Origin of the sequence: Streptomyces sp. GDS52, from assembly GCF_052246875.1 — a bacterium.
Classification (GTDB): Bacteria; Actinomycetota; Actinomycetes; order Streptomycetales; family Streptomycetaceae; genus Streptomyces; species Streptomyces cathayae.
Window position 1 is genome coordinate 6,117,690 of the sequence record NZ_CM125966.1, and the last position, 26,997, is coordinate 6,144,686.

The 26,997-nt window shown below is 70.8% G+C and carries 23 protein-coding genes; 21 read left to right on the forward strand and 2 right to left on the reverse strand.

Going from position 1 to position 26,997, the window contains the following annotated elements; translation table 11 throughout:
* Window positions 1-34: 34 nt before the first annotated feature.
* The 5 genes from yajC (at window position 35) to ACTWJ9_RS28005 (ending at window position 6,914) form a co-directional block, all read left to right on the forward strand.
* A complete protein-coding gene (gene yajC, locus ACTWJ9_RS27985; protein WP_443294910.1) occupies window positions 35-544 on the forward strand; it encodes a preprotein translocase subunit YajC in 510 nt (169 codons plus the stop codon).
* 128 nt (window positions 545-672) lie between these two features.
* Complete coding sequence (gene secD, locus ACTWJ9_RS27990; protein WP_279337037.1) at window positions 673-2,475, forward strand: protein translocase subunit SecD; 1,803 nt, start codon at window positions 673-675, stop codon at window positions 2,473-2,475.
* A 3-nt stretch (window positions 2,476-2,478) separates the two neighbouring features.
* On the forward strand, window positions 2,479-3,606 hold the full coding sequence (secF, locus tag ACTWJ9_RS27995) for a protein translocase subunit SecF (RefSeq protein WP_279337038.1): 1,128 nt from the start codon (window positions 2,479-2,481) through the stop codon (window positions 3,604-3,606).
* Window positions 3,603-4,151 (forward strand): adenine phosphoribosyltransferase, encoded by a 549-nt coding sequence (locus tag ACTWJ9_RS28000; protein ID WP_279337039.1) that lies wholly within the window; start codon window positions 3,603-3,605, stop codon window positions 4,149-4,151. The genes secF and ACTWJ9_RS28000 overlap by 4 nt, the downstream gene beginning before the upstream one ends.
* A gap of 195 nt (window positions 4,152-4,346) precedes the next feature.
* Window positions 4,347-6,914, forward strand: coding sequence for a RelA/SpoT family protein (locus tag ACTWJ9_RS28005; RefSeq protein ID WP_279337040.1), 2,568 nt, complete (start codon window positions 4,347-4,349; stop codon window positions 6,912-6,914).
* A 144-nt stretch (window positions 6,915-7,058) separates the two neighbouring features.
* Here the strand turns inward: ACTWJ9_RS28005 and ACTWJ9_RS28010 are convergent, their stop codons facing one another.
* Both ACTWJ9_RS28010 and ACTWJ9_RS28015 read right to left on the reverse strand, forming a co-directional pair.
* Entirely contained in the window at window positions 7,059-8,288 is a 1,230-nt protein-coding gene (locus ACTWJ9_RS28010; protein WP_279337041.1) for a DUF349 domain-containing protein, read from the reverse strand.
* Window positions 8,289-8,425: 137 nt separating this feature from the next.
* Complete coding sequence (locus ACTWJ9_RS28015; protein ID WP_387039989.1) at window positions 8,426-9,247, reverse strand: peptidylprolyl isomerase; 822 nt, start codon at window positions 9,245-9,247, stop codon at window positions 8,426-8,428.
* Window positions 9,248-9,450: 203 nt separating this feature from the next.
* Here ACTWJ9_RS28015 and ACTWJ9_RS28020 point away from each other — a divergent pair, with 203 nt between their 5' ends.
* The 16 genes from ACTWJ9_RS28020 (at window position 9,451) to ACTWJ9_RS28095 (ending at window position 26,992) form a co-directional block, all read left to right on the forward strand.
* The gene (locus ACTWJ9_RS28020; RefSeq protein ID WP_279337044.1) at window positions 9,451-10,161 is read left to right on the forward strand and encodes an MBL fold metallo-hydrolase; all 711 of its coding nucleotides are present in this window, start codon (window positions 9,451-9,453) and stop codon (window positions 10,159-10,161) included.
* A gap of 12 nt (window positions 10,162-10,173) precedes the next feature.
* A complete protein-coding gene (gene hisS, locus ACTWJ9_RS28025) occupies window positions 10,174-11,436 on the forward strand; it encodes a histidine--tRNA ligase (protein WP_443294911.1) in 1,263 nt (420 codons plus the stop codon).
* A gap of 282 nt (window positions 11,437-11,718) precedes the next feature.
* Entirely contained in the window at window positions 11,719-12,375 is a 657-nt protein-coding gene (locus ACTWJ9_RS28030; protein WP_279337047.1) for a vitamin K epoxide reductase family protein, read from the forward strand.
* A 43-nt stretch (window positions 12,376-12,418) separates the two neighbouring features.
* The gene (locus tag ACTWJ9_RS28035) at window positions 12,419-13,774 is read left to right on the forward strand and encodes a replication-associated recombination protein A (protein ID WP_279337048.1); all 1,356 of its coding nucleotides are present in this window, start codon (window positions 12,419-12,421) and stop codon (window positions 13,772-13,774) included.
* Window positions 13,775-14,104: 330 nt separating this feature from the next.
* Window positions 14,105-14,719, forward strand: a complete 615-nt coding sequence (gene rpsD / locus ACTWJ9_RS28040; protein WP_279337049.1) for a 30S ribosomal protein S4 — start codon at window positions 14,105-14,107, stop codon at window positions 14,717-14,719.
* Window positions 14,720-14,996: 277 nt separating this feature from the next.
* Window positions 14,997-15,440, forward strand: coding sequence for a DUF948 domain-containing protein (locus ACTWJ9_RS28045; protein ID WP_279337050.1), 444 nt, complete (start codon window positions 14,997-14,999; stop codon window positions 15,438-15,440).
* 7 nt (window positions 15,441-15,447) lie between these two features.
* Complete coding sequence (locus tag ACTWJ9_RS28050) at window positions 15,448-15,819, forward strand: hypothetical protein (protein WP_279337051.1); 372 nt, start codon at window positions 15,448-15,450, stop codon at window positions 15,817-15,819.
* Window positions 15,819-18,488: an alanine--tRNA ligase gene (gene alaS, locus ACTWJ9_RS28055; RefSeq protein WP_279337052.1), complete on the forward strand. Its 2,670-nt coding sequence runs from the start codon at window positions 15,819-15,821 to the stop codon at window positions 18,486-18,488. Before ACTWJ9_RS28050 ends, alaS begins: the two co-directional genes overlap by 1 nt.
* 23 nt (window positions 18,489-18,511) lie before the next feature.
* Complete coding sequence (ruvX, locus tag ACTWJ9_RS28060) at window positions 18,512-18,976, forward strand: Holliday junction resolvase RuvX (RefSeq protein WP_279338122.1); 465 nt, start codon at window positions 18,512-18,514, stop codon at window positions 18,974-18,976.
* A gap of 124 nt (window positions 18,977-19,100) precedes the next feature.
* The gene (gene mltG, locus ACTWJ9_RS28065; protein ID WP_387041717.1) at window positions 19,101-20,885 is read left to right on the forward strand and encodes an endolytic transglycosylase MltG; all 1,785 of its coding nucleotides are present in this window, start codon (window positions 19,101-19,103) and stop codon (window positions 20,883-20,885) included.
* Entirely contained in the window at window positions 20,866-21,705 is an 840-nt protein-coding gene (locus ACTWJ9_RS28070) for a shikimate dehydrogenase (RefSeq protein WP_387041715.1), read from the forward strand. The genes mltG and ACTWJ9_RS28070 overlap by 20 nt, the downstream gene beginning before the upstream one ends.
* A gap of 217 nt (window positions 21,706-21,922) precedes the next feature.
* Window positions 21,923-23,107, forward strand: coding sequence for a chorismate synthase (aroC, locus tag ACTWJ9_RS28075; RefSeq protein ID WP_279337055.1), 1,185 nt, complete (start codon window positions 21,923-21,925; stop codon window positions 23,105-23,107).
* A 26-nt stretch (window positions 23,108-23,133) separates the two neighbouring features.
* Window positions 23,134-23,616: a shikimate kinase gene (locus ACTWJ9_RS28080; protein WP_279338123.1), complete on the forward strand. Its 483-nt coding sequence runs from the start codon at window positions 23,134-23,136 to the stop codon at window positions 23,614-23,616.
* The gene (aroB, locus tag ACTWJ9_RS28085) at window positions 23,613-24,707 is read left to right on the forward strand and encodes a 3-dehydroquinate synthase (protein ID WP_387041712.1); all 1,095 of its coding nucleotides are present in this window, start codon (window positions 23,613-23,615) and stop codon (window positions 24,705-24,707) included. The genes ACTWJ9_RS28080 and aroB overlap by 4 nt, the downstream gene beginning before the upstream one ends.
* Window positions 24,708-24,920: 213 nt before the next feature.
* Entirely contained in the window at window positions 24,921-25,793 is an 873-nt protein-coding gene (locus tag ACTWJ9_RS28090) for a Pro-rich N-terminal domain-containing protein (protein ID WP_279337057.1), read from the forward strand.
* A 92-nt stretch (window positions 25,794-25,885) separates the two neighbouring features.
* Window positions 25,886-26,992, forward strand: a complete 1,107-nt coding sequence (locus tag ACTWJ9_RS28095; RefSeq protein ID WP_443294912.1) for an aminopeptidase P family protein — start codon at window positions 25,886-25,888, stop codon at window positions 26,990-26,992.
* Window positions 26,993-26,997 lie beyond the last annotated feature (5 nt).

Genomic DNA, 26,997 nt, shown 5'->3' on the forward strand with positions numbered 1-26,997 from the left:
TCACCGTCGCGGTCATGTGAAGGAAGTCCGACCCGTGAGTCTCCTGACCCTCCTCCCTTTCATTGTGCTCATCGGGGCCATGTTCCTGATGACCCGGTCGGCCAAGAAGAAGCAGCAGCAGGCCATTGATATGCGGAACCAGATGCAGCCGGGTTCCGGTGTCCGCACGATCGGGGGCATGTACGCCACGGTCAAGGAGGTCAGTGAGGACACGGTTCTTCTCGACGCCGGCCCCGGCGTGGAACTGCTGTTCGCGAAGAACTCCATCGGTGCCGTCCTGAGCGACGAGGAGTACAACCACATCGTCCACGGCGTCGAGCACGACCTGAAGTCCGATGCCGACATCGTCCCCGACGACGCCTCCTCCCTCACCGAGACCGACGCCTCCTCCGACGCTGCCGCCTCCGACGACACGCCGGTCGATTTCGGTAAGAAGGACGAGAAGGAAACGGCTGACACGGCCGACGAGCCGGCCGACGCCGCCGACAAGGCGAAGACGGACGAGCAGCCGAAGAAGTCCGAAGGCGGTTCCGGGACGAAGTAGTCGAGCCCCAGGGTGCGCGGGCCCGCCCGCGCACCCCGGGACCCGCCCCGCTCGCACGGAATCCCCAGACCAGTCATGGCCGCCTGCCCATCGACCGGGCCCGAGGCGGCCCGAGAGGGAGTACGAAGGTGGCTGCACTCAAAAAGGGAAACAAGGCGAGCGTCACAAGCAAGCCGTGGCGCTCGCTCACCCTGATCCTGATCGCCATCGTGGCGCTCACCGGAGGCATGTTCGCCTCCGGGCACAAAACCCCGCGTCTGGGCATCGACCTGGCCGGCGGCACCAGCATCACGCTGGCGGCGGTCCCCGAGGCCGGCCAGGAATCCGCGATCAACCCGGCCAACATGGCAACCGCGGTCTCCATCATGGAACGTCGCGTCAACGGCCTCGGCGTCTCCGAGGCAGAGGTCCAGACGCAGGGCGACCGTAACATCATCGTCAACATCCCCAAGGGCACCAACTCCGAGCAGGCCCGGAAACAGGTCGGCACCACCGCCAAACTCTACTTCCGCCCGGTCCTCGCGACCGAACTTGCCACCGGCGGGGCCACCCCCACGCCCAGCGCCACCGGTGACGCCTCGAGCCAGGGCGCCGGCGCGGACAAGGCCACCGACAAGGCGAGCGAGAAGGCCACGGACAGGACCACCGACGAGGGGTCCCCGTCCGCCTCCACCAGCCCGTCGGCGAACTCCACCACCCGGGGCCGCGCGGTCACCGACGCCCTGAAGGCCGACGCCACGCCGTCGGCGCCCCCCAGCGGCCCGGCCGAGGACGGGGCCACTCCCTCCCCGTCCGCCACGGGCGGTACCCCGGGCGAGACGGACAGCGGGCTCCAGGCCCAGTACGCCGCGCTCGACTGCACCAAGGCGAGCGCCCGCGCCACCGCCGGAGACGGCGCCAGGTCCACCGACTCGACCGTGGCCTGCGGCCAGAACTCCCAGGGCCAGTGGCAGAAGTACATCCTCGGCCCCGCCGCCGTCGACGGCACGGACGTCGACCAGGCCAAAGCCGTCCTCAACACGCAGTCCGGTGCCGGCTGGACCGTCACCATGGACTTCACGGACAAGGGCAGCAGCAAGTTCGCCGACATCACCGGCAAGCTGGCCCAGAACCCGCCCCCGCAGAACCAGTTCGCCATCGTCCTGGACGGCGAGGTCGTCTCCGACCCCTACGTCAGCCAGGCCCTCACCGGCGGCAACGCGGAGATCTCCGGCAACTTCACGCAGAAGTCGGCCGAGGAACTCGCCAACATGCTGTCCTACGGCGCGCTGCCGCTGACGTTCCGCGAGGACAGCGTCACCACCGTCACCGCCGCGCTCGGCGGTGACCAGCTGCACGCCGGTCTCGTCGCCGGCGCGATCGGCCTCGCCCTGGTCGTCCTGTACCTGCTGGTCTACTACCGCGGTCTGTCCTTCATCGCCGTCGCCTCGCTGCTGGTGTCCGCGTCCCTCACCTACGTGATCATGGCCCTGCTCGGCCCGACCATCGGCTTCGCGCTGAACCTGCCGGCCGTCTGCGGCGCCATCGTCGCGATCGGCATCACGGCGGACTCGTTCATCGTCTACTTCGAACGCGTGCGGGACGAGATCCGTGAGGGCCGCACCCTGCGCCCCGCCGTGGAGCGGGCCTGGCCGCGCGCCCGGCGCACCATCCTGGTCTCCGACTTCGTCTCGTTCCTCGCCGCCGCGGTGCTCTTCGTCGTCACCGTCGGCAAGGTCCAGGGCTTCGCTTTCACGCTCGGCCTGACCACGGTGCTCGACGTCGTGGTGGTGTTCCTGTTCACCAAGCCGCTGCTGACGCTGATGGCCCGCCGGAAGTTCTTCGCGAGCGGCCACAAGTGGTCCGGTCTCGACCCGAAGGCTCTGGGAGCGAAGCCGCCGTTGCGCCGCACCCGCCACCACTCCGCCCCCTCCCACCCGAAGGAGGCGTGAGGGATGTCGAAGCTCGGTAGTCTCGGTGCCCGACTGCACCACGGTGAGGTCGGATACGACTTCATCAAGAGCCGCAAGATCTGGTACGGCATCTCCATCCTGATCACCGTCCTGGCCATCCTCGGCCTGACGGTGCGCGGCCTCCACATGGGCATCGAGTTCCAGGGCGGGGCGGTCTTCACCACCCCGAAGAACATGAGCGCCTCGGTCGCCCAGGCCGAGACCTACGCGGAAGAGGCCTCCGGCCACGACGCCATCGTCCAGAAGCTCGGTGACGGCAGTCTGCGCATCCAGATCGCGGGCATCGACACCGGTGTCTCGGACAAGATCAAGACGGAGCTCTCCCAGGACCTGAAGGTCAATCCCGAGCAGATCAACGCGGACCTGGTCGGTCCCAGCTGGGGCGAGCAGATCGCCAACAAGGCCTGGCTGGGCCTCGGCATCTTCCTGTTCCTGGTCGTGATCTATCTGGCCGTCGCCTTCGAGTGGCGCATGGCCGTCGCCGCGTTTGTCGCGCTGATCCACGACCTCACCATCACCGTCGGCATCTACGCTCTCGTGGGCTTCGAGGTCACCCCGGGCACGGTGATCGGGCTGCTGACCATCCTCGGCTACTCGCTCTACGACACGGTCGTGGTCTTCGACAGCCTCAAGGAACAGACCCGCGACATCACCCAGCAGACCCGCTGGACCTACAGTGAGATCGCCAACCGCTCCATCAACAGCACGCTGGTCCGCTCCGTCAACACCACGGTGGTCGCGCTGCTGCCGGTGGGTGCCCTGCTGTTCATCGGCGGCGGAGTCCTCGGCGCCGGCATGCTGAACGACATCTCGCTGTCGCTGTTCGTCGGTCTCGCCGCCGGTGCGTACTCCTCGATCTTCATCGCCACGCCGCTCGTCGCCGACCTCAAGGAGCGCGAGCCGGCGATGCGGACCCTGAAGAAGCGTGTCCTGGCCAAGCGGGCCCGGGGCACGGAGACGGGCGGGCCGGCCGAGAGCCGGATGCCCGACGACAGCCACGACCACGGACCGACGGACGCCGTTCCCGCCGCGCCCGCCATTGTGGGGCCACACCATCAACCCGCGTCCCGCAGCCGCGGGCGCGGCCGACCCTCAGGAAAACGCAGATGACCGAAACAACCGACGCCGCCGCACTGCTGCTGAGCCGTATCCGGGACGTCGAGGACCACCCGGAGCCGGGGGTGATGTTCAAGGACATCACCCCGCTCCTGGCCGACCCCAAGGCGTTCGCCGTGCTCAGCGACGCCCTCGCCGTGATCGCCGGAGCCACCGGCGCCACCAAGATCGTCGGCCTGGAGGCCCGGGGCTTCATCCTCGGCGCCCCGGTCGCCGTCCAGGCCGGCCTCGGGTTCATCCCCGTGCGCAAGGCGGGCAAGCTCCCCGGAGCCACCCTCAGCCAGGCGTACGACCTGGAGTACGGCTCCGCCGAGATCGAGGTGCACGCCGAGGACCTGACCACCACCGACCGCGTCCTGGTGATCGACGACGTGCTCGCCACCGGCGGCACCGCCGAGGCGTCGGTGCGGCTCATCCGCAGGGCCGGCGCCGAGGTCGTGGGCCTCGCCGTGCTGATGGAACTCGGCTTCCTCGGTGGCCGGGCCAGGGTGGAGTCGGCCCTGGCCGGTGCCCCGCTGGAGGCACTGCTCAGGCTCTGAGCGGCGACGTGTGACGGGCGTGGAGCGCGGTGAACACCGCACGGGGCGGGTACCGTGGGAATCCGGTACCCGCCCCGTGCGTTTCACGGGTGGACGGTCCTCACACCGGTCCGCAGGACAGCCCCCGGCCGGGGATGGCTACCATGGGGGGTCCGGAGCCTGCCGGGGGACCCGGAAAGCGCACGAGGAGTCCTCTTGCCAGACGAGGCCCAGCACCTGACGGCAGACAAGCCCGAGTCCGACTCGGCTGCCGCGGCCAAGCCTGTGCCCAGCACGCCCTACGCGAAGAACGACACGCGCAGGCCGGTCCAGCACGCCCAGGCAGCCGCGGACAAGCCCGAGCAGCCGCGCCCCAAGCCCGTCCCCCCTCTCGGCTCCGCTCGAACGGGGGGATCCTCCTCGCCCGAGCGCTCCGCCCCCATGGTCCGCCCGAACACCGGACAGCCCGCCCGCGCCGGCTCCTCCAACCGCGTCCGCGCCCGGCTGGCCCGACTCGGTGTGCAGCGTGCCAACCCGTACAACCCGGTGCTGGAACCGTTGCTGCGGATAGTCCGCAGCAACGACCCCAAGATCGAGAACGCCACGCTCCGCCAGATCGAGAGCGCCTACCAGGTCGCCGAGCGCTGGCACCGCGGCCAGAAGCGCAAGAGCGGCGACCCGTACATCACGCATCCGCTCGCCGTGACCACGATCCTCGCCGAACTGGGCATGGACCCGGCCACCCTGATGGCCGGCCTGCTGCACGACACGGTGGAGGACACCGAGTACGGCCTGGAGCAGCTCCGCCGTGACTTCGGAGACACCGTCGCGCTGCTGGTCGACGGCGTCACCAAGCTGGACAAGGTCAAGTTCGGCGAGGCCGCGCAGGCCGAGACCGTGCGCAAGATGGTCGTCGCCATGGCCAAGGACCCCCGCGTCCTGGTCATCAAGCTCGCCGACCGCCTGCACAACATGCGCACCATGCGCTACCTCAAGCGCGAGAAGCAGGAGAAGAAGGCACGCGAGACCCTGGAGATCTACGCGCCGCTCGCCCACCGGCTGGGCATGAACACCATCAAGTGGGAACTGGAGGACCTCGCCTTCGCGATCCTCTACCCCAAGATGTACGACGAGATCGTCCGTCTGGTCGCCGAACGCGCCCCCAAGCGCGACGAGTACCTCGCCGTCGTCACCGACGAGGTGCAGCAGGACCTGCGGGCCGCGCGCATCAAGGCCACCGTCACCGGCCGCCCCAAGCACTACTACAGCGTCTACCAGAAGATGATCGTCCGCGGCCGGGACTTCGCGGAGATCTACGACCTGGTGGGCATCCGCGTCCTCGTGGACACCGTCCGCGACTGCTACGCGGCCCTCGGCACGGTGCACGCGCGATGGAACCCGGTCCCCGGCCGGTTCAAGGACTACATCGCGATGCCCAAGTTCAACATGTACCAGTCGCTGCACACGACGGTCATCGGCCCCGGCGGCAAGCCCGTCGAGCTCCAGATCCGCACCTTCGACATGCACCGCCGCGCCGAGTACGGCATCGCCGCGCACTGGAAGTACAAGCAGGAGGCCGTCGCCGGAGCCTCCAAGGTCCGCACGGACGTGCCCAAGGCGGCGGGCAAGGCCGGCAAGGACTCTGCCGCCGTCAACGACATGGCGTGGCTGCGGCAGCTCCTCGACTGGCAGAAGGAGACCGAGGACCCCGGCGAGTTCCTGGAGTCGCTGCGCTTCGACCTGTCCCGCAACGAGGTCTTCGTCTTCACTCCCAAGGGCGACGTCATCGCGCTCCCCGCGGGCGCCACCCCGGTGGACTTCGCCTACGCGGTCCACACCGAGGTCGGCCACCGCACCATCGGGGCGCGGGTCAACGGCCGTCTCGTACCGCTCGAGTCGACCCTGGACAACGGCGATCTGGTGGAGGTCTTCACCTCCAAGGCGGCCGGCGCGGGCCCCTCCCGGGACTGGCTCGGCTTCGTGAAGTCGCCGCGCGCCCGCAACAAGATCCGCGCCTGGTTCTCCAAGGAGCGCCGCGACGAGGCCATCGAGCAGGGCAAGGACGCCATCGTCCGCGCGATGCGCAAGCAGAACCTGCCGATCCAGCGCATCCTCACCGGCGACTCGCTGGTCACGCTGGCGCACGAGATGCGCTACTCGGACATCTCCGCGCTCTACGCGGCGATCGGCGAGGGCCATGTCGCCGCGCAGAACATCGTCCAGAAGCTGGTGCAGGCCCTCGGCGGGGAGGAGGCGGCCACCGAGGAGATCGACGAGTCGGTGCCGCCGGCCCGCGGCCGAGGTCGCAAGCGCCGCACCAGCGCCGACCCCGGCGTGGTCGTCAAGGGCGTCGACGACGTCTGGGTCAAGCTGGCCCGCTGCTGTACGCCGGTCCCCGGTGACCCGATCATCGGTTTCGTGACCCGCGGCAGCGGTGTCTCGGTCCACCGCAGCGACTGCGTGAACGTCGACTCACTGTCCCGGGAGCCCGAGCGCATCCTCGAGGTGGAGTGGGCGCCCACCCAGTCCTCGGTCTTCCTGGTCGCCATCCAGGTCGAGGCGCTGGACCGCTCCAGGCTGCTGTCGGACGTCACGCGCGTGCTGTCCGACCAGCACGTCAACATCCTCTCCGCGGCCGTCCAGACCTCCCGCGACCGTGTCGCCACCTCCCGCTTCACCTTCGAGATGGGCGACCCGAAGCACCTCGGGCACGTCCTGAAGGCGGTACGGGGCGTGGAGGGCGTCTACGACGTGTACCGGGTGACCTCGGCCCGCAACCGGTAGACCCGGCGCGCACGGCACGCAAGCCACGAAGCGCGAGGCACGAAGCACGAAGAACAGCGCACGGAGGCGAGGCACGCAGGACACGCAGGAGGGGCTCCCGCACCACCCGGTACGGGAGCCCCTCTCAGCGTGCGGCGGCCTTCGTCAGCCGCCGAACTCCTGCAGTCCCTTCAGCGCCTGGTCCAGCAGCGCCCGGCGACCCTCCAGCTCCCGCTCGAGCTTCTGGGCCCTGGCCTCGTTGCCCTGCGTCCGCGCCTGCTCGATCTGGCCGCTCAGCTTGTCCACGGCGGCCTGGAGCTGACCGGTCAGGCCCTCGGCACGCGCGCGTGCCTCCGGGTTGGTCCGGCGCCACTCGGCCTCCTCGGCCTCCTGCATGGCCCGCTCCACGGACTGCATCCGGCCCTCGACCTTCGGCCGGGCGTCCCGCGGCACATGGCCGATGGCCTCCCAGCGCTCGTTGAGCGCGCGGAACGCGGCCCGGGCGGCCTTCAGATCCGTGATCGGCAGGAGCTTCTCGGCCTCTTCGGCCAGCTCCTCCTTGAGCTTGAGGTTCTCCGTCTGCTCCGCGTCACGCTCGGCGAAGACCGAACCGCGGGCGGCGAAGAAGACGTCCTGGGCGCCGCGGAAGCGGTTCCACAGGTCATCCTCGTGCTCGCGCTGGGCGCGGCCCGCGGCCTTCCACTCCGCCATCAGGTCCCGGTAACGCGCCGCCGTCGCACCCCAGTCCGTCGAGTTCGACAGCGCCTCCGCCTCGGCGACCAGACGCTCCTTGGTCTTGCGGGCCTCCTCGCGCTGCGCGTCCAGGTGCGCGAAGTGCTGCTTGCGCCGCTTGGAGAACGCCGACCGGGCGTGCGAGAAGCGGTGCCACAGCTCGTCGTCGGACTTGCGGTCCAGCCGGGGCAGCCCCTTCCAGGTGTCCACCAGCGCCCGCAGCCGCTCACCGGCCGCCCGCCACTGGTCCGAGCCCGCCAGCTCCTCCGCCTCGGCGACCAGCGCCTCCTTGGCCTGACGGGCCTCGTCGGACTGCTTCGCCCGCTGCGCCCTGCGCTCCTCGCGCCGCTTGTCCACCAGCTCCACGAGCTTGTCCAGACGCACGCGCAGGGCGGCCAGATCGCCGACCGCGTGATGGGCGTCGACCTGCTCCCGCAGGTGCTCGACCGCCGTCATGGCGTCCTTCGAGGACAGGTCGGTGGTCTTCACTCGCTTCTCGAGGAGGCCGATCTCGACAACCAGGCCCTCGTACTTGCGCTCGAAGTAGGCCAGCGCCTCCTCGGGGGAGCCCGCCTGCCAGGAACCGACGACCTGCTCTCCGTCGGCCGTACGCACGTACACGGTGCCCGTCTCGTCGACGCGGCCCCACGGGTCGCTGCTCACAGCGCCTCCTCCACATGATGCCTGCGGAGGGCTTTGCTACCCCCGGGCATCGTCCACAGTTTTCGTCACGGCCAACATAGGCGACCGACGGGACACCTGTCCGCATCCCGCGCGACCGAAATTCCGCAGTTGGGCGGTCAGGATTCCGTGACGGTCGCCTTGTCGATCACGACCGTCGCGTTGGGCGCGCCGTCACCGGCTCCGGTGCTGTCACCGGCGGCGGCGATCTTCTTCAGGACCTTCATGCCGCCCTCCGAGACGGTGCCGAACGGCGTGTAGCTCGGCGGGAGCGGGCTGTCCTCGTACACCAGGAAGAACTGGCTTCCGCCGCTGTCCTTCTGCCCGGTGTTCGCCATCGCGACGGTGCCCGCCGGGTACGTGTTGTCCTTCAGGCTCTCGTCCTTCAGGTTCTCGTCCGGGATCGTGTAGCCGGGACCGCCGGTGCCGGTGCCCGTCGGGTCACCGCACTGCAGCACGTAGATGCCGTTGGTGGTGATCCGGTGGCACTTGCTGTGGTCGAAGTAGCCCTTGTCGGCGAGGAAGTTGAACGAGTTGACGGTGTGCGGGGCCGCCGACGCCTTGAGCGCCATGTCGATCGTCCCGCAGGTCGTCTCGAGCGTCATCGTGTACGTCGCCGACTCGTCGATGGAGATCGCCGGCTCCTTCTTCCAGGTCTTCGACGCGACCTCGCCCGCGGCCGGCTTCTCGCACGGGTCGGGCGCCTTGCTGGTCGCCTCGGCGCTCGGCGTGACCTCCGCGCTCGCGTTGGCCTTGTCCCCGTCCGATTCGAACGCCCCGGTCGTGTACAGCGCGAGGCTGCCGATCAGGACCACGCCGAGCGCGGAAGCGATCACCGAGTTGCGGATCCGCGACTTGCGCCGTGCCTGGGTGCGCCGCTGCTGCTGCCGCAAGAACTTCTCCCGCGCGAGCTGACGCCGCCGCTGTTCCTGGCTGACCACCGGGTTTACTCCTCATGCGTCTCGTGTGCCGACCGGTACGCGTGCCTGCGGCGGACCGACCGTCTGCGTGTGCCCCGTACCGTATATGGGTTCGCTGTGGAATCGGCAGCGCCGGTAGGCTCTGACGGCGGGCGCGAGCCCGTCGCAAGCCTCCCGTATCGACACAACCGTCGACACGACCCTCGACACAACGAAGGACGATCGTGCTCATTGCCGGGTTCCCCGCCGGGGCCTGGGGGACGAACTGTTATCTCGTCGCCCCCGCCGCCGGTGAGGAGTGCGTGATCATCGACCCCGGCCATCAGGCCGCCCCGGGAGTGGAGGAGGCGGTCCGCAAGCATCGGCTGAAGCCCGTCGCCGTCGTCCTCACCCACGGCCACATCGACCACGTGGCCTCCGTCGTCCCCGTGTGCGGGGCGCACGACGTACCGGCCTGGATCCACCCCGACGACCGGTACATGATGAGCGACCCCGAGAAGGCCCTGGGCCGCTCCATCGGGATGCCGCTGATGGGCGAGCTGACCGTGGGGGAGCCGGACGACGTCAGGGAGCTGGCCGACGGCGTGAAACTCGAACTGGCCGGGCTGGAGCTGACGGTCGCGCACGCGCCGGGGCATACCAAGGGGTCGGTGACCTTCGGCCTGCCCGAGGCGGCGGACATCCCGCCGGTCTTCTTCTCGGGCGACCTGCTGTTCGCCGGCTCCATCGGACGCACCGACCTGCCCGGCGGTGACATGGCCGACCTGCTCGACTCGCTGGCGCGTGTGTGCCTGCCGCTCGACGACTCGACCGTGGTGCTGTCCGGACACGGACCCCAGACGACCATCGGCCAGGAGCGTGCCACCAACCCGTATCTGCGGCAGGTGGCCGTCGGCCAGGGAGCGGATGTGGACGCTCCCCGACGAGGAATGTGACGAGAGACTTCCGTGAGCACCTTCAAGGCCCCCAAGGGCACCTACGACCTGATCCCGCCGGACAGCGCGAAGTACCTCGCCGTCCGTGAGGCCATCGCCGCCCCGCTGCGCGACTCCGGTTACGGCTACATCGAGACGCCCGGCTTCGAGAGCGTCGAGCTGTTCGCGCGCGGCGTCGGAGAGTCCACCGACATCGTCACCAAGGAGATGTACGCCTTCGAGACCAAGGGCGGCGACCGCCTCGCCCTGCGGCCCGAAGGCACGGCCTCCGTGCTGCGCGCGGCCCTGGAGGCCAACCTGCACAAGGCCGGCAACCTCCCGGTCAAGCTCTGGTACTCCGGCTCGTACTACCGCTACGAGCGCCCCCAGAAGGGCCGGTACCGCCACTTCTCCCAGGTGGGCGCGGAGGCGATCGGCGCCGAGGACCCGGCGCTGGACGCCGAACTGATCATCCTGGCGGACCAGGCGTACCGCTCCCTGGGGCTCAGCGACTTCCGCATCCTGCTGAACTCCCTGGGCGACAAGGAATGCCGTCCCGTCTACCGGTCCGCACTGCAGGACTTCCTGCGCGGCCTGGACCTGGACGAGGACACCCTGCGCCGCGCGGAGATCAACCCGCTGCGCGTCCTGGACGACAAGCGCGAGTCGGTCCAGAAGCAGCTGACCGGTGCCCCCCTGCTGCGCGACTACCTGTGCGACGCCTGCAAGACCTACCACGAGGAGGTCCGCGAGCTGATCACGGCCGCGGGCGTCACGTTCGAGGACGCCCCGAGGCTGGTGCGCGGCCTGGACTACTACACGCGCACCACCTTCGAGTTCGTCCACGACGGCCTGGGCTCCCAGTCCGCGGTGGGTGGCGGGGGCCGCTACGACGGTCTCTCCGAGATGATCGGCGGCCCCGCGCTGCCGTCCGTCGGCTGGGCCCTCGGTGTCGACCGCACCGTACTGGCCCTGGAGGCGGAGGGCGTCGAACTCGAACTCCCCGCCACCACCAGCGTGTTCGCCGTCCCGCTCGGCGAGGAGGCCCGCCGGGTGCTGTTCGCCAAGGTCACCGAACTGCGCAAGAACGGCGTCGCCGCCGACTTCTCCTACGGCGGCAAGGGCCTGAAGGCGGCGATGAAGGCGGCCCACCGCTCGGGCGCGCGCTACACCCTGGTGCTCGGCGAGCGCGACCTCGCCGAGGGCGTCGTCCAGCTCAAGGACATGGAGTCCGGCGAGCAGAGCGCGGTCGGCGTGAACGAGATCGTGGCCGAGCTGGAGGCACGGCTCGGCTGATCCCCGTACGCGGCCGTGCGCGGACCACGCGCCACGAAGGCGCCGGTGTGCCCCTGCGGCACCCGGCGCCTTCGGCGTCCCTGCCGAGGGCGCCGGTTCGCTCGAACGGGGAACCCGGTGGGGGCGTGCGTGCGGTCATGGCACAGACGGTGGCCGAAACCGGGCATCCACGGGGATGATTCGTGTGTTCGTATGACTGGTGGGCGATGGATTCACAGGTGAGTGCGGCACAATGGCCCTGCCCGAAGCAGGTCCACATTTCACCGTGACGGAATCGCCGTGATGAGCAAGACGACTGTGAAGGACGTTTCCACCGTGCCCGAGCCTTCGCCGGCACCCGCCGGGCCGCTCCGGGAGGGCGCCGGCCGTGCGTTCGCCCTGCTCCTGGTCATCACCGGCGCGGCCGGCGTACTCGCCGCGTGGGTCATCACGCTGGACAAGTTCAAGCTGCTCGAGGCCAAGGTCAGGGGCGAGACGTTCGTCCCCGGATGCAGTCTCAACCCGGTGGTCTCCTGCGGCAGCATCATGGAGAGCGACCAGGCGTCCGTCTTCGGGTTCCCCAACCCGATGCTGGGCCTGGTCACCTACGGCATCGTCGTCTGCGTCGGCATGAGCCTGCTCGCCGGGGCCCGCTTCCCCCGCTGGTACTGGCTCACCCTCAACGCGGGCACCCTGTTCGGCACCGTTTTCTGCGCCTGGCTGATGTACCAGTCCCTGTACCGGATCAACGCCCTGTGCCTGTGGTGCTCCCTGGCCTGGGCCGCCACGATCATCATGTTCTGGTACGTGACGTCGTTCAACGTCCGCAAGGGCTTCCTGCCCGCCCCCGGCTGGCTGAAGAACTTCTTCGGCGAGTTCACCTGGGTCATGCCGGTGCTGCACATCGGCGCCATCGGCATGCTGATCCTGACCCGCTGGTGGCATTTCTGGACCAGCTGACGGGCCCGCCGCGTTGTCGGCGCGGTCCTTTAGGGTTGCCGACGTGGAGCCCGACCTGTTCACCGCCGCAGCAGAAGAACGCCAGCAGAAGGACCCGACCGGCAGCCCCCTCGCCGTGCGGATGCGTCCGCGCACGCTCGAGGAGGTGGCGGGCCAGCAGCATCTGCTGAAGCCCGGCTCACCCCTGCGCCGACTGGTCGGCGAGGGCGCCTCGGGCCCCGCGGGCCCGTCCTCGGTGTTCCTGTGGGGGCCTCCCGGCACCGGCAAGACGACCCTGGCCTACGTCGTCTCCAAGGCCACCAACAAGCGTTTCGTCGAGCTGTCGGCGATCACCGCGGGCGTCAAGGAGGTCCGCGCGGTCATCGACGGCGCCCGCCGCGCCTCCGGCGGGTACGGCACGGAGACCGTCCTCTTCCTCGACGAGATCCACCGTTTCAGCAAGGCCCAGCAGGACTCCCTGCTCCCCGCGGTCGAGAACCGCTGGGTCACGCTGATCGCCGCGACCACCGAGAACCCCTACTTCTCGGTCATCTCCCCCTTGCTCTCCCGCTCCCTCCTGCTCACCCTCGAACCCCTCACCGACGACGACGTCCGCGGTCTGCTGCACCGTGCGCTCGCCGACGAACGGGGACTGAAGGGCGCCGTCACCCTCCCCGAGGACACCGGGGACCATCTGGTGCGCATCGCCGGCGGGGACGCCCGCCGCGCCCTGACCGCCCTGGAGGCCGCCGCGGGGGCCGCGCTGGACAAGGGCGAGACGGCGATCTCCCTGGCCACCCTGGAGGAGACGGTCGACCGGGCCGCCGTGAAGTACGACCGCTCCGGCGACCAGCACTACGACGTCGCCAGCGCCCTGATCAAGTCCATCCGCGGTTCCGACGTCGACGCCGCCCTGCACTACCTGGCCCGGATGATCGAGGCCGGCGAGGATCCCCGCTTCATCGCCCGCCGTCTGATGATCTCCGCCAGCGAGGACATCGGCCTCGCCGACCCGAACGCGCTGCCGATCGCGGTCGCCGCCGCCCAGGCCGTCGCCATGATCGGCTTCCCCGAGGCCGCCCTCACCCTGAGCCACGCCACCATCGCCCTCGCCCTGGCCCCCAAGTCCAACGCGGCCACCACCGCGATCGGCGCCGCCCTGGCCGACGTGCGCAAGGGGCTGGCCGGGTCCGTGCCGCCGCATCTGCGCGACGGGCACTACAAGGGCGCGGCCGCCCTGGGCCACGCCCAGGGGTACGTGTACCCGCACGACCTGCCCGAGGGCATCGCGCGGCAGCAGTACGCCCCGGACGCCCTGAAGGACCGCGCGTACTACGAGCCCACCCGGCACGGGGCCGAGGCGCGGTACGCCGACGCGGTGGAGTGGACCAGGAAGCACCTCGGTCGGAAGCAGCCGTGAGCACCCTGTAGAATTTCCCGAAGCTGCGTCCCGTGTCCGGCCCCGCAAGGGAGACCGGCATCACCAGAGCGGGACATCCAGCAGGAGGGTCTGCCCCCGGGCAGGCGTCTCCAGGAGCGTCGCGCACCGTCGAACGGTGTCGCGGGCAGCCCACCACCACCCGGAATTCCGGGAGCGGTCGGTGGGCCACTCGCGTGCTGCACGTATGTGCCCAGATCAGGGGAGCGGCTGCCCGGCAGGTCCGACACGGACCCGCGGGGTTTCCCCGGCTGCGGATGCGACCTCCCTTAACCCTGGTGAGCCGGAAACTTTGGAAAAGAGACAGAGACAGTGGCGAACCAGCCCCGCCCCAAGGTCAAGAAGTCGCGTGCCCTCGGTATCGCGCTGACCCCGAAGGCCGTCAAATACTTCGAGGCCCGCCCCTACCCGCCGGGTGAGCACGGCCGCGGCCGCAAGCAGAACTCGGACTACAAGGTCCGTCTGCTGGAGAAGCAGCGCCTGCGCGCCCAGTACGACATCAGCGAGCGCCAGCTCGTCCGCGCGTACGAGCGTGCCGCCAAGACGACGATCAAGACCGGTGACGCCCTCGTCATCGAGCTCGAGCGCCGTCTCGACGCCCTGGTCCTGCGTTCGGGCATCGCCCGCACGATCTACCAGGCCCGTCAGATGGTCACCCACGGCCACATCCAGGTCAACGGCAAGAAGGTCGACAAGCCCTCCTTCCTCCTGCGCCCGGACGACGTCGTGCAGGTCCGTGAGCGCAGCAAGGACAAGACGCTCTTCACGATCGCCCGCGAGGGTGGCTTCGCCCCCGACGGCGAGACCCCGCGCTACCTCCAGGTGAACCTCAAGGCCCTGGCGTTCCGCCTGGACCGTGAGCCGAACCGCAAGGAGATCCCGGTGATCTGCGACGAGCAGCTCGTCGTCGAGTTCTACGCCCGCTGACCCCAGCAGGCAGGCGGTACCCCAGCCCGCCGTCCCTCCGCCCTTCAGGGCGGGCGGGGCGGCGGGCTGCTGCATGGGCGCCCCGCCCGCGACGTGCCGACCCCGCCCGGGCGGTAATCAGGTACGGAGTCCCGCTGCCGGCGCGATAGGCTCGGTGCACGAATTTCTTGACGTTCTCGGTGTTTCTCGAAGTTCTCGGGGTTCTCGGGGTTCCTTCAGGGGTTCTTCGAGGTCCTTCGATGTGGCAGGCGCGTTTCTCAGGGAGCAGGTGCACACAGTGTCCGGTGGAGAGGTGGCCGGAATCCTGGTGGCCGTGTTCTGGGCGATCCTGGTCTCCTTCCTCGCCGTCGCACTGGCGAGGCTGGCCCAGACGCTCCGGGCGACCACCAAGCTCGTGGCGGACGTGACCGACCAGGCCGTCCCGCTGCTGGCGGACGCCTCCTCGGCGGTGCGCTCCGCGCAGACCCAGATCGAACGGGTCGACGCGATCGCCTCCGACGTCCAGGAGGTCACCTCCAACGCCTCCGCGCTGTCGACCACCGTCGCCTCCACCTTCGGCGGCCCGCTGGTCAAGGTCGCCGCCTTCGGCTACGGCGTGCGCCGGGCCGTCAGCGGCCGCAAGGAGGACACGTCCGCCAGGACACCGGGACGCACCGTGATCGTGGGCCGCGCCGTCCCGGGCATGCGGCGGGCGGGGCGCACCCGGGGAAAGAAGGACTGACGCAGCGATGTTCCGCCGTACCTTCTGGTTCAGCACCGGCGTCGCCGCCGGGGTGTGGGCCACCACCAAGGTCAACCGCAAGCTGAAGCAGCTGACCCCCGAGAACCTCGCCGTGACCGCGGCGAACAAGGCGCTCGAGGCGGGCGGCCGGCTCAAGGACCGCGCAGTGGACTTCGCGTTCGACGTCCGCGACAACATGGCCCGGCGCGAGGCCGAACTGACCGACGCCCTCGGCATCGACGCCCCCGCCGACCGGGAACTCCCGGCGGCCCGCCGCCGCGCCGCCATCGAGAACCACAACAGCCCGAAGAACAACCCCCGGTACGTCGAGGGATCGACGTACCTGACGCACCCGTACAACCGGAATGAGGACCACTGATGGAGTCGGCCGAGATCCGCCGCCGCTGGCTGAGCTTCTTCGAGGAGCGCGGGCACACCGTCGTCCCTTCGGCGTCGCTCATCGCGGACGACCCGACTCTGCTGCTCGTCCCGGCCGGCATGGTGCCCTTCAAGCCCTACTTCCTGGGCGAGGTCAAGCCGCCCTTCGAGCGCGCCACCAGCGTCCAGAAGTGCGTCCGCACGCCGGACATCGAAGAGGTCGGCAAGACCACCCGGCACGGCACCTTCTTCCAGATGTGCGGCAACTTCTCCTTCGGCGACTACTTCAAGGAAGGCGCCATCAAGCTCGCCTGGGAGCTGCTCACCAGCTCCCAGGAGCAGGGCGGCTACGGCCTGGACCCCGAGCGTCTGTGGATCACCGTCTACGAGGACGACGACGAGGCCGAGCGGATCTGGCGCGACGTCGTCGGCGTGCCCGAGGAGCGCATCCAGCGCCTGGGCAAGAAGGACAACTACTGGGACATGGGCGTCCCCGGCCCCTGCGGTCCCTGCTCCGAGATCAACTACGACCGCGGCCCCGCGTTCGGCGCCGAGGGCGGCCCCGCCGTCAACGACGAGCGGTACGTGGAGATCTGGAACCTCGTCTTCATGCAGTACGAGCGGGGCGAGGGTCCGGGCAAGGACTACCCGATCCTCGGGGACCTGCCGAGCCAGAACATCGACACGGGCCTCGGCCTGGAGCGGCTCGCCATGATTCTGCAGGACGTGCAGAACATGTACGAGATCGACACCTCCATGGCCGTCATCAAGAAGGCCACCGAGCTGACGGGCGTGGCCTACGGCGACACCCAGGCCTCCGACGTCTCGCTGCGCGTGGTCACCGACCACATGCGCACCTCCGTGATGCTCATCGGCGACGGTGTCACCCCCGGCAACGAGGGCCGCGGCTACGTGCTGCGCCGCATCATGCGCCGCGCCATCCGCACCATGCGCCTGCTCGGCGCCGCCGGCCCGGTCGTCAAGGACCTCATCGACGTCGTGATCGAGATGATGGGGCAGCAGTACCCCGAGCTGCTCACCGACCGCGAGCGGATCGAGAAGGTCGCCGTCGCCGAGGAGAACGCCTTCCTCAAGACGCTGAAGGCCGGCACCAACATCCTCGACACCGCCGTCACCGAGACCAAGCAGTCCGGTGGCACGGTCCTGGCCGGCGACAAGGCCTTCCTGCTCCACGACACCTGGGGCTTCCCGATCGACCTCACCCTGGAGATGGCCGCCGAGCAGGGGCTGTCCGTGGACGAGGACGGCTTCCGACGGCTGATGAAGGAGCAGCGGGAGCGGGCCAAGGCCGACGCCCGGGCCAAGAAGACCGGCCACGCCGACCTCGGCGCCTACCGTGAGATCGCCGACCGGGCCGGCGCCACCGACTTCACCGGCTACACCGACACCGAGGGCGAGTCCACCGTCGTGGGCATCCTCGTCGACGGTGTCTCCTCACCGGCCGCCACCGAGGGCGACGAGGTGGAGATCGTCCTCGACCGCACCCCGTTCTACGCCGAGGGCGGCGGCCAGATCGGCGACACCGGCCGGATCAGGGCCGACTCCGGTGCCGTCATCGAGGTCCGCGACTGCCAGAAGCCGGTTCCGGGCGTGTACGTCCACAAGGGCGTCGTCCAGGTCGGTGAGGTGACCGTCGGCGCCAAGGCCCACGCCTCCATCGACGACCGCCGTCGCAAGGCCATCGCCCGCGCCCACTCCGCCACCCACCTCACCCACCAGGCCCTGCGCGACGCCCTCGGCCCGACGGCCGCCCAGGCCGGTTCCGAGAACCAGCCCGGCCGCTTCCGCTTCGACTTCGGCGCGCCGTCCGCCGTTCCGACGGCCGTGATGACCGACGTCGAGCAGAAGATCAACGAGGTGCTCGCCCGCGACCTCGACGTGCGTGCCGACGTCATGGGGATCGACGAGGCCAGGAAGCAGGGAGCCATCGCCGAGTTCGGCGAGAAGTACGGCGAGCGCGTGCGCGTGGTGACCATCGGCGACTTCTCCAAGGAGCTGTGCGGCGGCACCCACGTGCACAACACCGCCCAGCTCGGCCTGGTCAAGCTGCTCGGCGAGTCCTCCATCGGCTCCGGCGTGCGCCGCATCGAGGCCCTGGTCGGCGTGGACGCCTACCACTTCCTCGCCCGTGAGCACACGGTCGTCGCCCAGCTCCAGGAGCTGATCAAGGGCCGCCCGGAGGAGCTCCCGGAGAAGGTCTCCGCCATGCTCGGCAAGCTCAAGGACGCCGAGAAGGAGATCGAGAAGTTCCGCGCCGAGAAGGTGCTCCAGGCCGCCGGAGGCCTCGCCGAGTCCGCCAAGGACGTCCACGGGGTCGCCCTGGTGACCGGCCAGGTCCCGGACGGCACCGGCGCCGACGACCTGCGCAAGCTGGTGCTGGACGTACGCGGCCGCATCCAGGGGGGCCGGGCCGCCGTCGTCGCCCTGTTCACGGTCAACAACGGCAAGCCCCTCACCGTGATCGCCACCAACGAGGCCGCCCGCGAGCGCGGTCTCAAGGCCGGTGACCTGGTCCGCACGGCCGCCAAGACCCTCGGCGGCGGTGGCGGCGGCAAGCCGGACGTCGCCCAGGGCGGCGGCCAGAACCCGGCCGCCGTAGGGGAAGCCGTCGACGCCGTCGAGCGGCTCGTGGCGGACACGGCCAAGTGAGCGAGCCCGTGGCCGGCCCCGCGATGCGCCGAGGGCGCCGGCTCGCGATCGATGTCGGGGACGCCCGTATCGGGGTCGCCTCGTGCGACCCCGACGGGATCCTCGCCACCCCGGTCGAGACGGTCCCCGGCCGGGACGTCCCGGCGGCTCACCGGCGCCTTCGGCAGCTCGTCGAGGAGTACGAGCCGATCGAGGTCGTCGTCGGACTCCCTCGCTCCCTCAAGGGGGGCGAGGGCCCCGCCGCGGCCAAGGTCCGCGGCTTCACCCAGGAGCTGGCCCGCCGGATCGCGCCGGTTCCGGTGCGGCTCGTGGACGAGCGCATGACCACGGTGTCGGCGAGTCAGGGGCTGCGTGCCTCGGGCGTGAAGTCCAAGAAGGGACGCTCCGTCATCGACCAGGCCGCCGCGGTGATCATCCTCCAGCAGGCACTCGAATCCGAACGGGTGTCGGGCAACCCACCTGGTGAGGGCGTCGAAGTGGTCATCTGATCGCGGTGCGGTAACGTTCCGCGCGATGCGGTGGCGTTCGAACAGCCGCCGCACAGAGAGAGGCGGGACGGGTCCCGGCGCCCCCACAGCCGCGCGACCGCCGCCTCGTGGCTCTAGGGGATCGATGACTGAGTATGGCCGGGGCCAAGGCTCCGAACCGTGGCACCCGGACGACCCGCTGTACGGCGACAGCGGGTGGACCGGGCAGCAGGCCCAGCAGGCCCAGCCGGGTCAGCAGTCCCCCTACGAGGGCCAGGCGCAGCATTACCCGCAGCAGCAGGCGCAGCAGCAGTACGGTGACTGGGGCGGTGCCGGGCAGGGCGGATACGGCCAGCAGCAGTATCCGCAGCAGCACGACCAGCAGCAGTACGGTCAGCAGCAGTACGACCAGCAGCAGTACGACCAGCAGTACGCCCCCCAGCAGATGCAGCAGCCCGGACAGCAGCCGTACGACACCGGCGGCTGGCACACCGGTGCCCAGCCGCAGGACCCGTACGCGGCGGCCGATCCGACGGACCCGTACGGGCAGCAGGGCGGTGCGCACGGCGCCCAGCAGTCCGACCACTACGGCACGCCGGAGGCCTATCCGCCGCCGGAACCCCCGGCCCACCGCAACGCCGAGCCCGAGCGGCGGCCGGAGCGGGAGGCGGACCCGGAGCCGGACACCGACTGGGACCCCGGCCCCGACCAGGGCGAACACGCCTTCTTCTCGGACACCGGCGATGACGCCGACGACGCCGACGACGCCGACGACGATTCCGGCGCTCGCCGCGGCCGTGGCGAGCGCCGCGGCAAGGGTGGCAAGGGCGCCAAGGCCGACAAGGGCAAGAAGCGGCGCAACGGAACCGCCTGCCTCGTGGTGGTGCTGGTCCTCGGCGGCGGTCTGGTCGGTGTGAGCTACTTCGGCTGGCAGTTCTTCCAGGATCGTTTCGGCAGCGCCCCGGACTTCGCGGGCGACGGGAACGGCGAGCAGGTCACCGTGGTGATCCCCAAGGGGGCGGGCGGATACGCCATCGGCCAGGTGCTCAAGAAGGAAGGCGTGGTCAAGAGCGTCGACGCCTTCGTCGCCGCCCAGCAGGGCAACCCGAACGGCGGCACGATCCAGGACGGCGTCTACACGCTCGAGAAGGAGATGTCGGCCGACGCCGCCGTCGAGCTCATGCTCAGCCCGAAGAGCCGCGACAACCTGATCATCGCCGAGGGCCTGCGCAACGGCGCCGTCTACGAACTCATCGACAAACGTCTCAAGCTCGACGAGGGCACCACCGAGAAGGTCGCCGAGAAGGACTGGCAGAAGCTCGGTCTGCCCGACTGGGCGGTGAACGACGGGGACGTCAAGGACCCGCTGGAGGGCTTCCTCTACCCGTCCAGCTACGCGGTGGGCAAGGGCGCGAAGCCCGCGGACGTGCTGAAGGAGATGGTGGGCCGGGCCACCGACAAGTACGAGGGGCTGCAGTTCCCGGAGAAGGCCGAGAGCCTCGGCCTCGAGGGGCCGTGGGAGCTGGTCACGGTCGCGAGTCTGGTGCAGGCCGAGGGCAAGACCCACGACGACTTCCGCAAGATGTCCGAGGTCATCTACAACCGCCTCAAGCCCACCAACACCGAGACCAACCAACTGCTGCAGTTCGACTCGACGTACAACTACCTGCAGAAGCAAAGCAACATCCACATCAGCGAGTCCGCGATCAACAGCAACAAGGACCCGTACAACACCTACACGCGCAAGGGCCTGCCGCCCGGTCCCATCGGCAACCCCGGGGACGACGCGCTGACCGCGGCGCTGAAGCCGACGAAGGACGGCTGGATCTACTTCGTGGCCACCGACGGAATAAGCAAGACCGAGTTCGCGAGGACGCACGACGATTTTCTGAAGCTGAAGGACAAGTTCGATGCCAGCTCGGGCAACTGACCGTCGCCGCGCCGCCGTGCTCGGCTCGCCGATCGCCCATTCCCTCTCCCCGGTGCTGCACCGTGCCGCGTACGCGGAGCTGGGGCTGAGGGAGTGGACGTACGACCGGTTCGAGATCGACGAGCAGGCCCTGCCGGGCTTCTTCGGGACGCTCGGACCCGAGTGGGCGGGGCTGTCGCTGACCATGCCGCTGAAGCGGGCCGTGATCCCGTTGCTGGACGGCATCAGTGAGACCGCCGCGTCCGTCGACGCGGTCAACACCGTCGTGTTCGCGGAGGACGGCCGCCGGACCGGCGACAACACCGACATCCCCGGCATGGTCGCGGCCCTGCGCGAGCACGGCATCGAGAAGGTGGACACCGCGGCCGTCCTCGGCGCCGGAGCCACCGCCTCGTCCGCGCTGGCCGCGCTGGCGCGGATCTGCACGGGCGAGGTCTCCGTCTACGTCCGCAGCGCGGCCCGCGCCGCCGAGATGCGGCAGTGGGCCGAACGGCTCGGCGTCGCGGTGCGCATCGTCGACTGGACCGACGCCGAGCAGGCCCTGCACGCTCCGCTGGTGATCGCCACCACCCCGGCGGGCGTCACCGACACCCTCGCCCACGCCGTACCGGAACGCCCCGCGGCCCTCTTCGACGTGCTCTACGACCCCTGGCCGACCGCCCTCGCGGCCCGCTGGTCGGCGTCCGGCGGCGCCGTGGTCGGCGGGCTCGACCTGCTGGTGCACCAGGCGGTGCTCCAGGTCGAGCAGATGACGGGGCGCTCCCCGGCCCCGGTGGCCGTCATGCGCGAAGCGGGCGAACGCGCCCTCGCGGCCCGATAGGGCCCAGTCCCGGTCCAGCAGGGCCGCGGGGCCGACTTCCCCGGGGCCCGAGCTCCGTCCCGGCCCGTCCGTCTGATGGACCGGCGGCCGGACACACCGCCCGAACGTGGGAGGATCGGAGACGGCGGGCGGGGGCCGCGCACCCCGTCGTGCCGTAGCCGTACGCGAGGACGCGCGTGCGCAGAGCAGACCAGGGCGCGAGTACCGAGGAGCACCGTTGAGCAGGTTGCGCTGGCTGACCGCGGGGGAGTCCCACGGCCCCGCACTCGTCGCGACGCTGGAGGGCCTTCCCGCCGGCGTCCCGATCACCACGGACATGGTGGCGGACCATCTCGCGAGGCGGCGGCTGGGCTACGGTCGCGGTGCCCGGATGAAGTTCGAGCGGGACGAGATCACCTTCCTCGGCGGCGTCCGGCACGGCCTCACCCTCGGTTCCCCGGTCGCGGTCATGGTGGGCAACACCGAGTGGCCGAAGTGGGAGCAGGTCATGGCGGCCGACCCGGTCGACCCCGAGGTGCTGGCCGGCCTCGCCCGCAATGCCCCGCTGACCCGCCCGCGCCCCGGCCACGCAGACCTCGCCGGCATGCAGAAGTACGGCTTCGACGAGGCCCGCCCGATCCTGGAGCGCGCCTCCGCCCGCGAGACCGCGGCCCGGGTGGCGCTGGGCGCGGTGGCCCGCTCGTACCTGAAGGAGACGGCCGGCATCGAGATCGTCTCCCACGTCGTGGAGCTGGCCGCCGCCAAGGCGCCCTACGGGGTGTACCCGACCCCGGCCGACGTGGAGAAGCTGGACGCGGACCCGGTGCGCTGCCTGGACGCGGACGCGTCCCAGGCGATGGTCGCCGAGATCGACCAGGCCCACAAGGACGGCGACACGCTCGGCGGCGTGGTCGAGGTGCTCGCCTACGGCGTCCCCGTCGGGCTGGGCTCGCACGTGCACTGGGACCGGCGTCTCGACGCCCGGCTGGCCGCCGCCCTCATGGGCATCCAGGCGATCAAGGGCGTCGAGGTCGGCGACGGCTTCGACCTGGCCCGGGTGCCCGGCTCCCAGGCGCACGACGAGATCGTCCCCACCGACGGGGGCATCCGGCGCGCCTCGGGCCGCTCCGGCGGCACCGAGGGCGGACTGACCACCGGTGAGCTGCTGCGGGTGCGGGCCGCGATGAAGCCCATCGCGACCGTGCCGCGGGCGCTGAAGACGGTGGACGTGGCCACCGGCGAGGAGGCCGCCGCCCACCACCAGCGCTCCGACGTGTGCGCCGTGCCGGCGGCCGGCATCGTCGCCGAGGCCATGGTGGCACTGGTCCTCGCGGACGCGGTCGCGGAGAAGTTCGGCGGCGACAGCGTGACCGAGACCCGCCGCAATGTGACGTCCTACCTCGAGAACCTGGCCGTGCGGTGACCCCGCTGATCGTGCTGGTCGGCCCGATGGGCGTCGGCAAGTCCACGGTCGGGCAGCTGCTGGCCGAGCGCCTCGGCGTCGGTTACCGGGACACCGACGACGACATCGTCGCCGCGCAGGGCCGCAGCATCGCCGAGATCTTCGTGGACGAGGGCGAGTCCGCCTTCCGTGCGATCGAGAAGCAGGCGGTGCGCGCCGCGCTCGCCGGGCACGAGGGTGTCCTGGCCCTGGGCGGCGGCGCCGTCCTCGACGCCGACACGCGTGTGCTGCTCGCCGGGCAGCGGGTCGTCTATCTGTCGATGGACGTCGAGGAGGCGGTCAGGCGCACCGGCCTCAACGCCGCCCGCCCTCTGCTCGCGGTCAATCCGCGCAAGCAGTGGCGCGAGCTGATGGAGGCCCGGCGCCATCTGTACGAGGAGGTCGCCACGGCCGTCGTGGCCACCGACGGCCGCACGCCGGAAGAAGTCACCCGCTCCGCCCTGGACGCACTGGAGATGAAGCAAGCATGAGCAGCGAGGCAGTGACGCGGATCCCCGTCGGCGGCACCGCGGGCACCGACCCGTACGAGGTCCTGGTGGGCCGTCAGCTCCTGGGCGAACTCGGCGGGTTGATCGGGGACAAGGCCGAGCGGGTCGCGATCGTGCACCCCGAGGCGCTCGCAGAGACCGGCGAGGCGCTCCGCGCCGACCTCGCCGAGCAGGGCTACGAGGCCATCGCCATCCAGGTGCCCAACGCGGAGGAGGCCAAGACGGCCGAGGTCGCCGCGTACTGCTGGAAGGCGCTCGGCCAGTCCGGCTTCACCCGCACCGACGTCATCGTCGGCGTGGGCGGCGGCGCCAGTACCGACCTGGCCGGTTTCGTGGCCGCGACCTGGCTGCGCGGGGTGCGCTGGATCGCGGTCCCGACCACGGTGCTGGCCATGGTGGACGCGGCCGTCGGGGGCAAGACCGGCATCAACACCGCCGAGGGCAAGAACCTGGTGGGTGCCTTCCACCCGCCCGCCGGTGTGCTGTGCGACCTCGCCGCCCTGGACTCCCTCCAGGTCAACGACTACGTCTCCGGGCTGGCGGAGGTCATCAAGGCCGGTTTCATCGCCGACCCGGTGATCCTGGACCTCATCGAGGCCGACCCCCGGGCCGCCCGCACCCCGGCGGGCCCGCACACCGCCGAGCTCATCGAGCGCTCGATCCGGGTCAAGGCCGAGGTCGTCTCCTCCGATCTGAAGGAGGCGGGCCGCCGGGAGATCCTCAACTACGGACACACCCTCGGCCACGCCATCGAGAAGAACGAGCGCTACAAGTGGCGCCACGGCGCGGCGGTGTCGGTGGGCATGCACTTCGCCGCCGAGCTCGGCCGCCTCGCCGGCCGGCTGGACGACGCCACCGCCGACCGGCACCGCGCCGTCCTCGAGTCGGTCGGGCTCCCCCTGCACTACCGCTACGACCAGTGGCCCAAGCTGCTGGAGACCATGAAGGTCGACAAGAAGTCCCGCGGCAACCTGCTGCGCTTCATCGTCCTGGACGGTCTCGCCCGGCCCACCGTGCTGGAGGGCCCGGACCCGGCGGTGCTGCTCGCCGCTTACGGAGAAGTGGGGGAGTAGCTCCCGGACCCGATCGCCGGACCATTGGGTCCGGCGATCGGGCACTCGGCGACACCCTTGGCCGTTCACCCGACAACGGCAGTGGGCCGTACCGTTCGAACGGCCGCCCCGACGCTCTAGGGTGGGGGGAGAGCGGGGGCCCACCCTGCCTTCAGTGCTTGTCGCCTGTGGCGAGTGAACCGAGCCCAGCAGACCGAGACGGAGTGGCACCGGATGCAGCACGCAGTGGGTTCTCCGCTGCCGCCGCCCCACCGACCGGGGCACGGACCGGCCGACGGCTGGTCACCGGCCGCACACCACCCGGGAGCGCACCAGGGGCCCGCCCCGGTGCCCCCACCACCTCCAGTCCCTCCGGCTCCGGGATACCCCGCGCCCCCGCCCGGGCCGGTGCCCCGGCCCGCGGGCGTTCCGCGGGCCGGGCATCCCTCGGTTCCGCCGCCGGAGACCACCGGTCATGTGCGGCTGCCGCCCGGCGGCCCCGTGGCCGTGCCCAGCGTCCCGCAGGCCCCCGCGGCCCCCGACCCGGCCGGTACGACCCTCGCGGTGCTGCTCATAGGCCCGGCGGGGGCGGGGAAGACCAGCGTCGCCAAGTACTGGGCGGACCACCGCCGGGTGCCGACCGCGCACATCAGCCTGGACGACGTACGGGAGTGGGTGAGGTCGGGTTTCGCCGATCCGCAGACCGGGTGGAACGACCACTCGGAGGCGCAGTACCGGCTGGCCCGCCGCACCTGTGGCTTCGCCGCGCGCAACTTCCTCGCCAACGGCATCTCCTGCATCCTCGACGACGCCGTCTTCCCCGACCGCCCCGTCGTCGGCCTCGGTGGCTGGAAACGGCATGTGGGGCCGGGCCTGCTGCCCGTCGTCCTGCTGCCGGGCCTGGACATCGTCCTGGAACGCAACGCGGAGCGGTCCGGCAACCGCCGCCTCGGCGACGAGGAGGTCGCCCGCATCCACGGCCGCATGGCCGGCTGGTACGGCTCCGGCCTCCCGATCATCGACAACTCCCAGCTCGGCATACCGGAGACGGCCGCGGTCCTGGACGACGTCCTGGCCCGGTCCATCGCCAGCCCTCCGGCCTGGTGAACCCCGCCCCACGGCGCCGCCGCCCCCGGGCCGGCCCGCCCACTCGGACCTCTCGACCGGCGGTATCCGGCCATCGCTCATAGGCTCGGGTCATGTCTGAGGTGTACGCGGTCCGCCGGACGCGGCTGAGGGAGTGCTGCAACGCGGGCGGCAGCGCGGCGGCGCTGGTGTCCCGGCCCGCCAACGTCCGCTACCTCGCGGGCGCCGTCCCCGAGGACACCGTGCTGCTGCTGGGCCCGGCCGAGGACCTGCTGGTGTGCGCCGCGCCCCTCGACGACCGCTTCCCGCAGGCCCGGCCCGACGAGGCGCTGCGTGTTCACGTCGTACCGGGGGACGGCGGCGATCCGGCCGCCCTGGCCGCCGGTCTCGCCGCCGCCCAGGGCGCCGACTCCCTGGCCGTCGAGGAGCACCACCTCACCGTGGCCCGGCACCGCGCCCTGGGCTCGGCCGCCCCCCGGCTGCGGCTGGCCGACGTCGGAACAGCGGTCGAGCAGCTCCGGGTGGTCAAGGACGAGGAGGAGATCTCCTGTCTGCGCATCGGCGCGGAGATCGCCGACCAGGCCCTGGGCGAGCTGCTGGAGTCGATCCTCGTCGGCCGCACCGAGCGGCATCTCGCGCTGGAGCTGGAGCGCCGGCTGGTCGACCACGGCGCCGACGGCCCCGCCTTCGCCACCTCCGTCGCCACCGGCCCGAACTCCGGGCGGCCCGGCCACCGGCCCACGGACCGGCGGGTGGAGGAGGGCGACTTCCTCTCCGTCTGTCTCGGCGCCGCCTACCGCGGATACCGCTGCGCGATCGGCCGTACGTTCGTCATCGGCACCGCCCCCGCGGACTGGCAGATCGAGCTGTACGACCTCGTCTTCACCGCTCAGCGGGCCGGACGGGAGTCCCTCGTGCCCGGCGCCGCCTGCCGTGACGTGGACCGCGCGGCCCGCCAGGTGCTGGACGGGGCCGGGTACGCCGAGGCCCTTCCGGCCGTCACCGGACACGGAGTCGGGCTCGAAATCGACGAGGACCCGCGAATGACCCCGGCGGCCATGGGTAAACTGGACGCTTGTGTGCCGGTCACCGTCGAACCAGGGGTTCACCTCCCGGGCCGGGGCGGTGTCCGGATCGATGACACGCTCGTCGTACGCCCCGAGGCGGACGGCGGACCCGAGCTACTCACCATCACGACCAAGGAGCTGCTGGCGCTCTAGCCTCG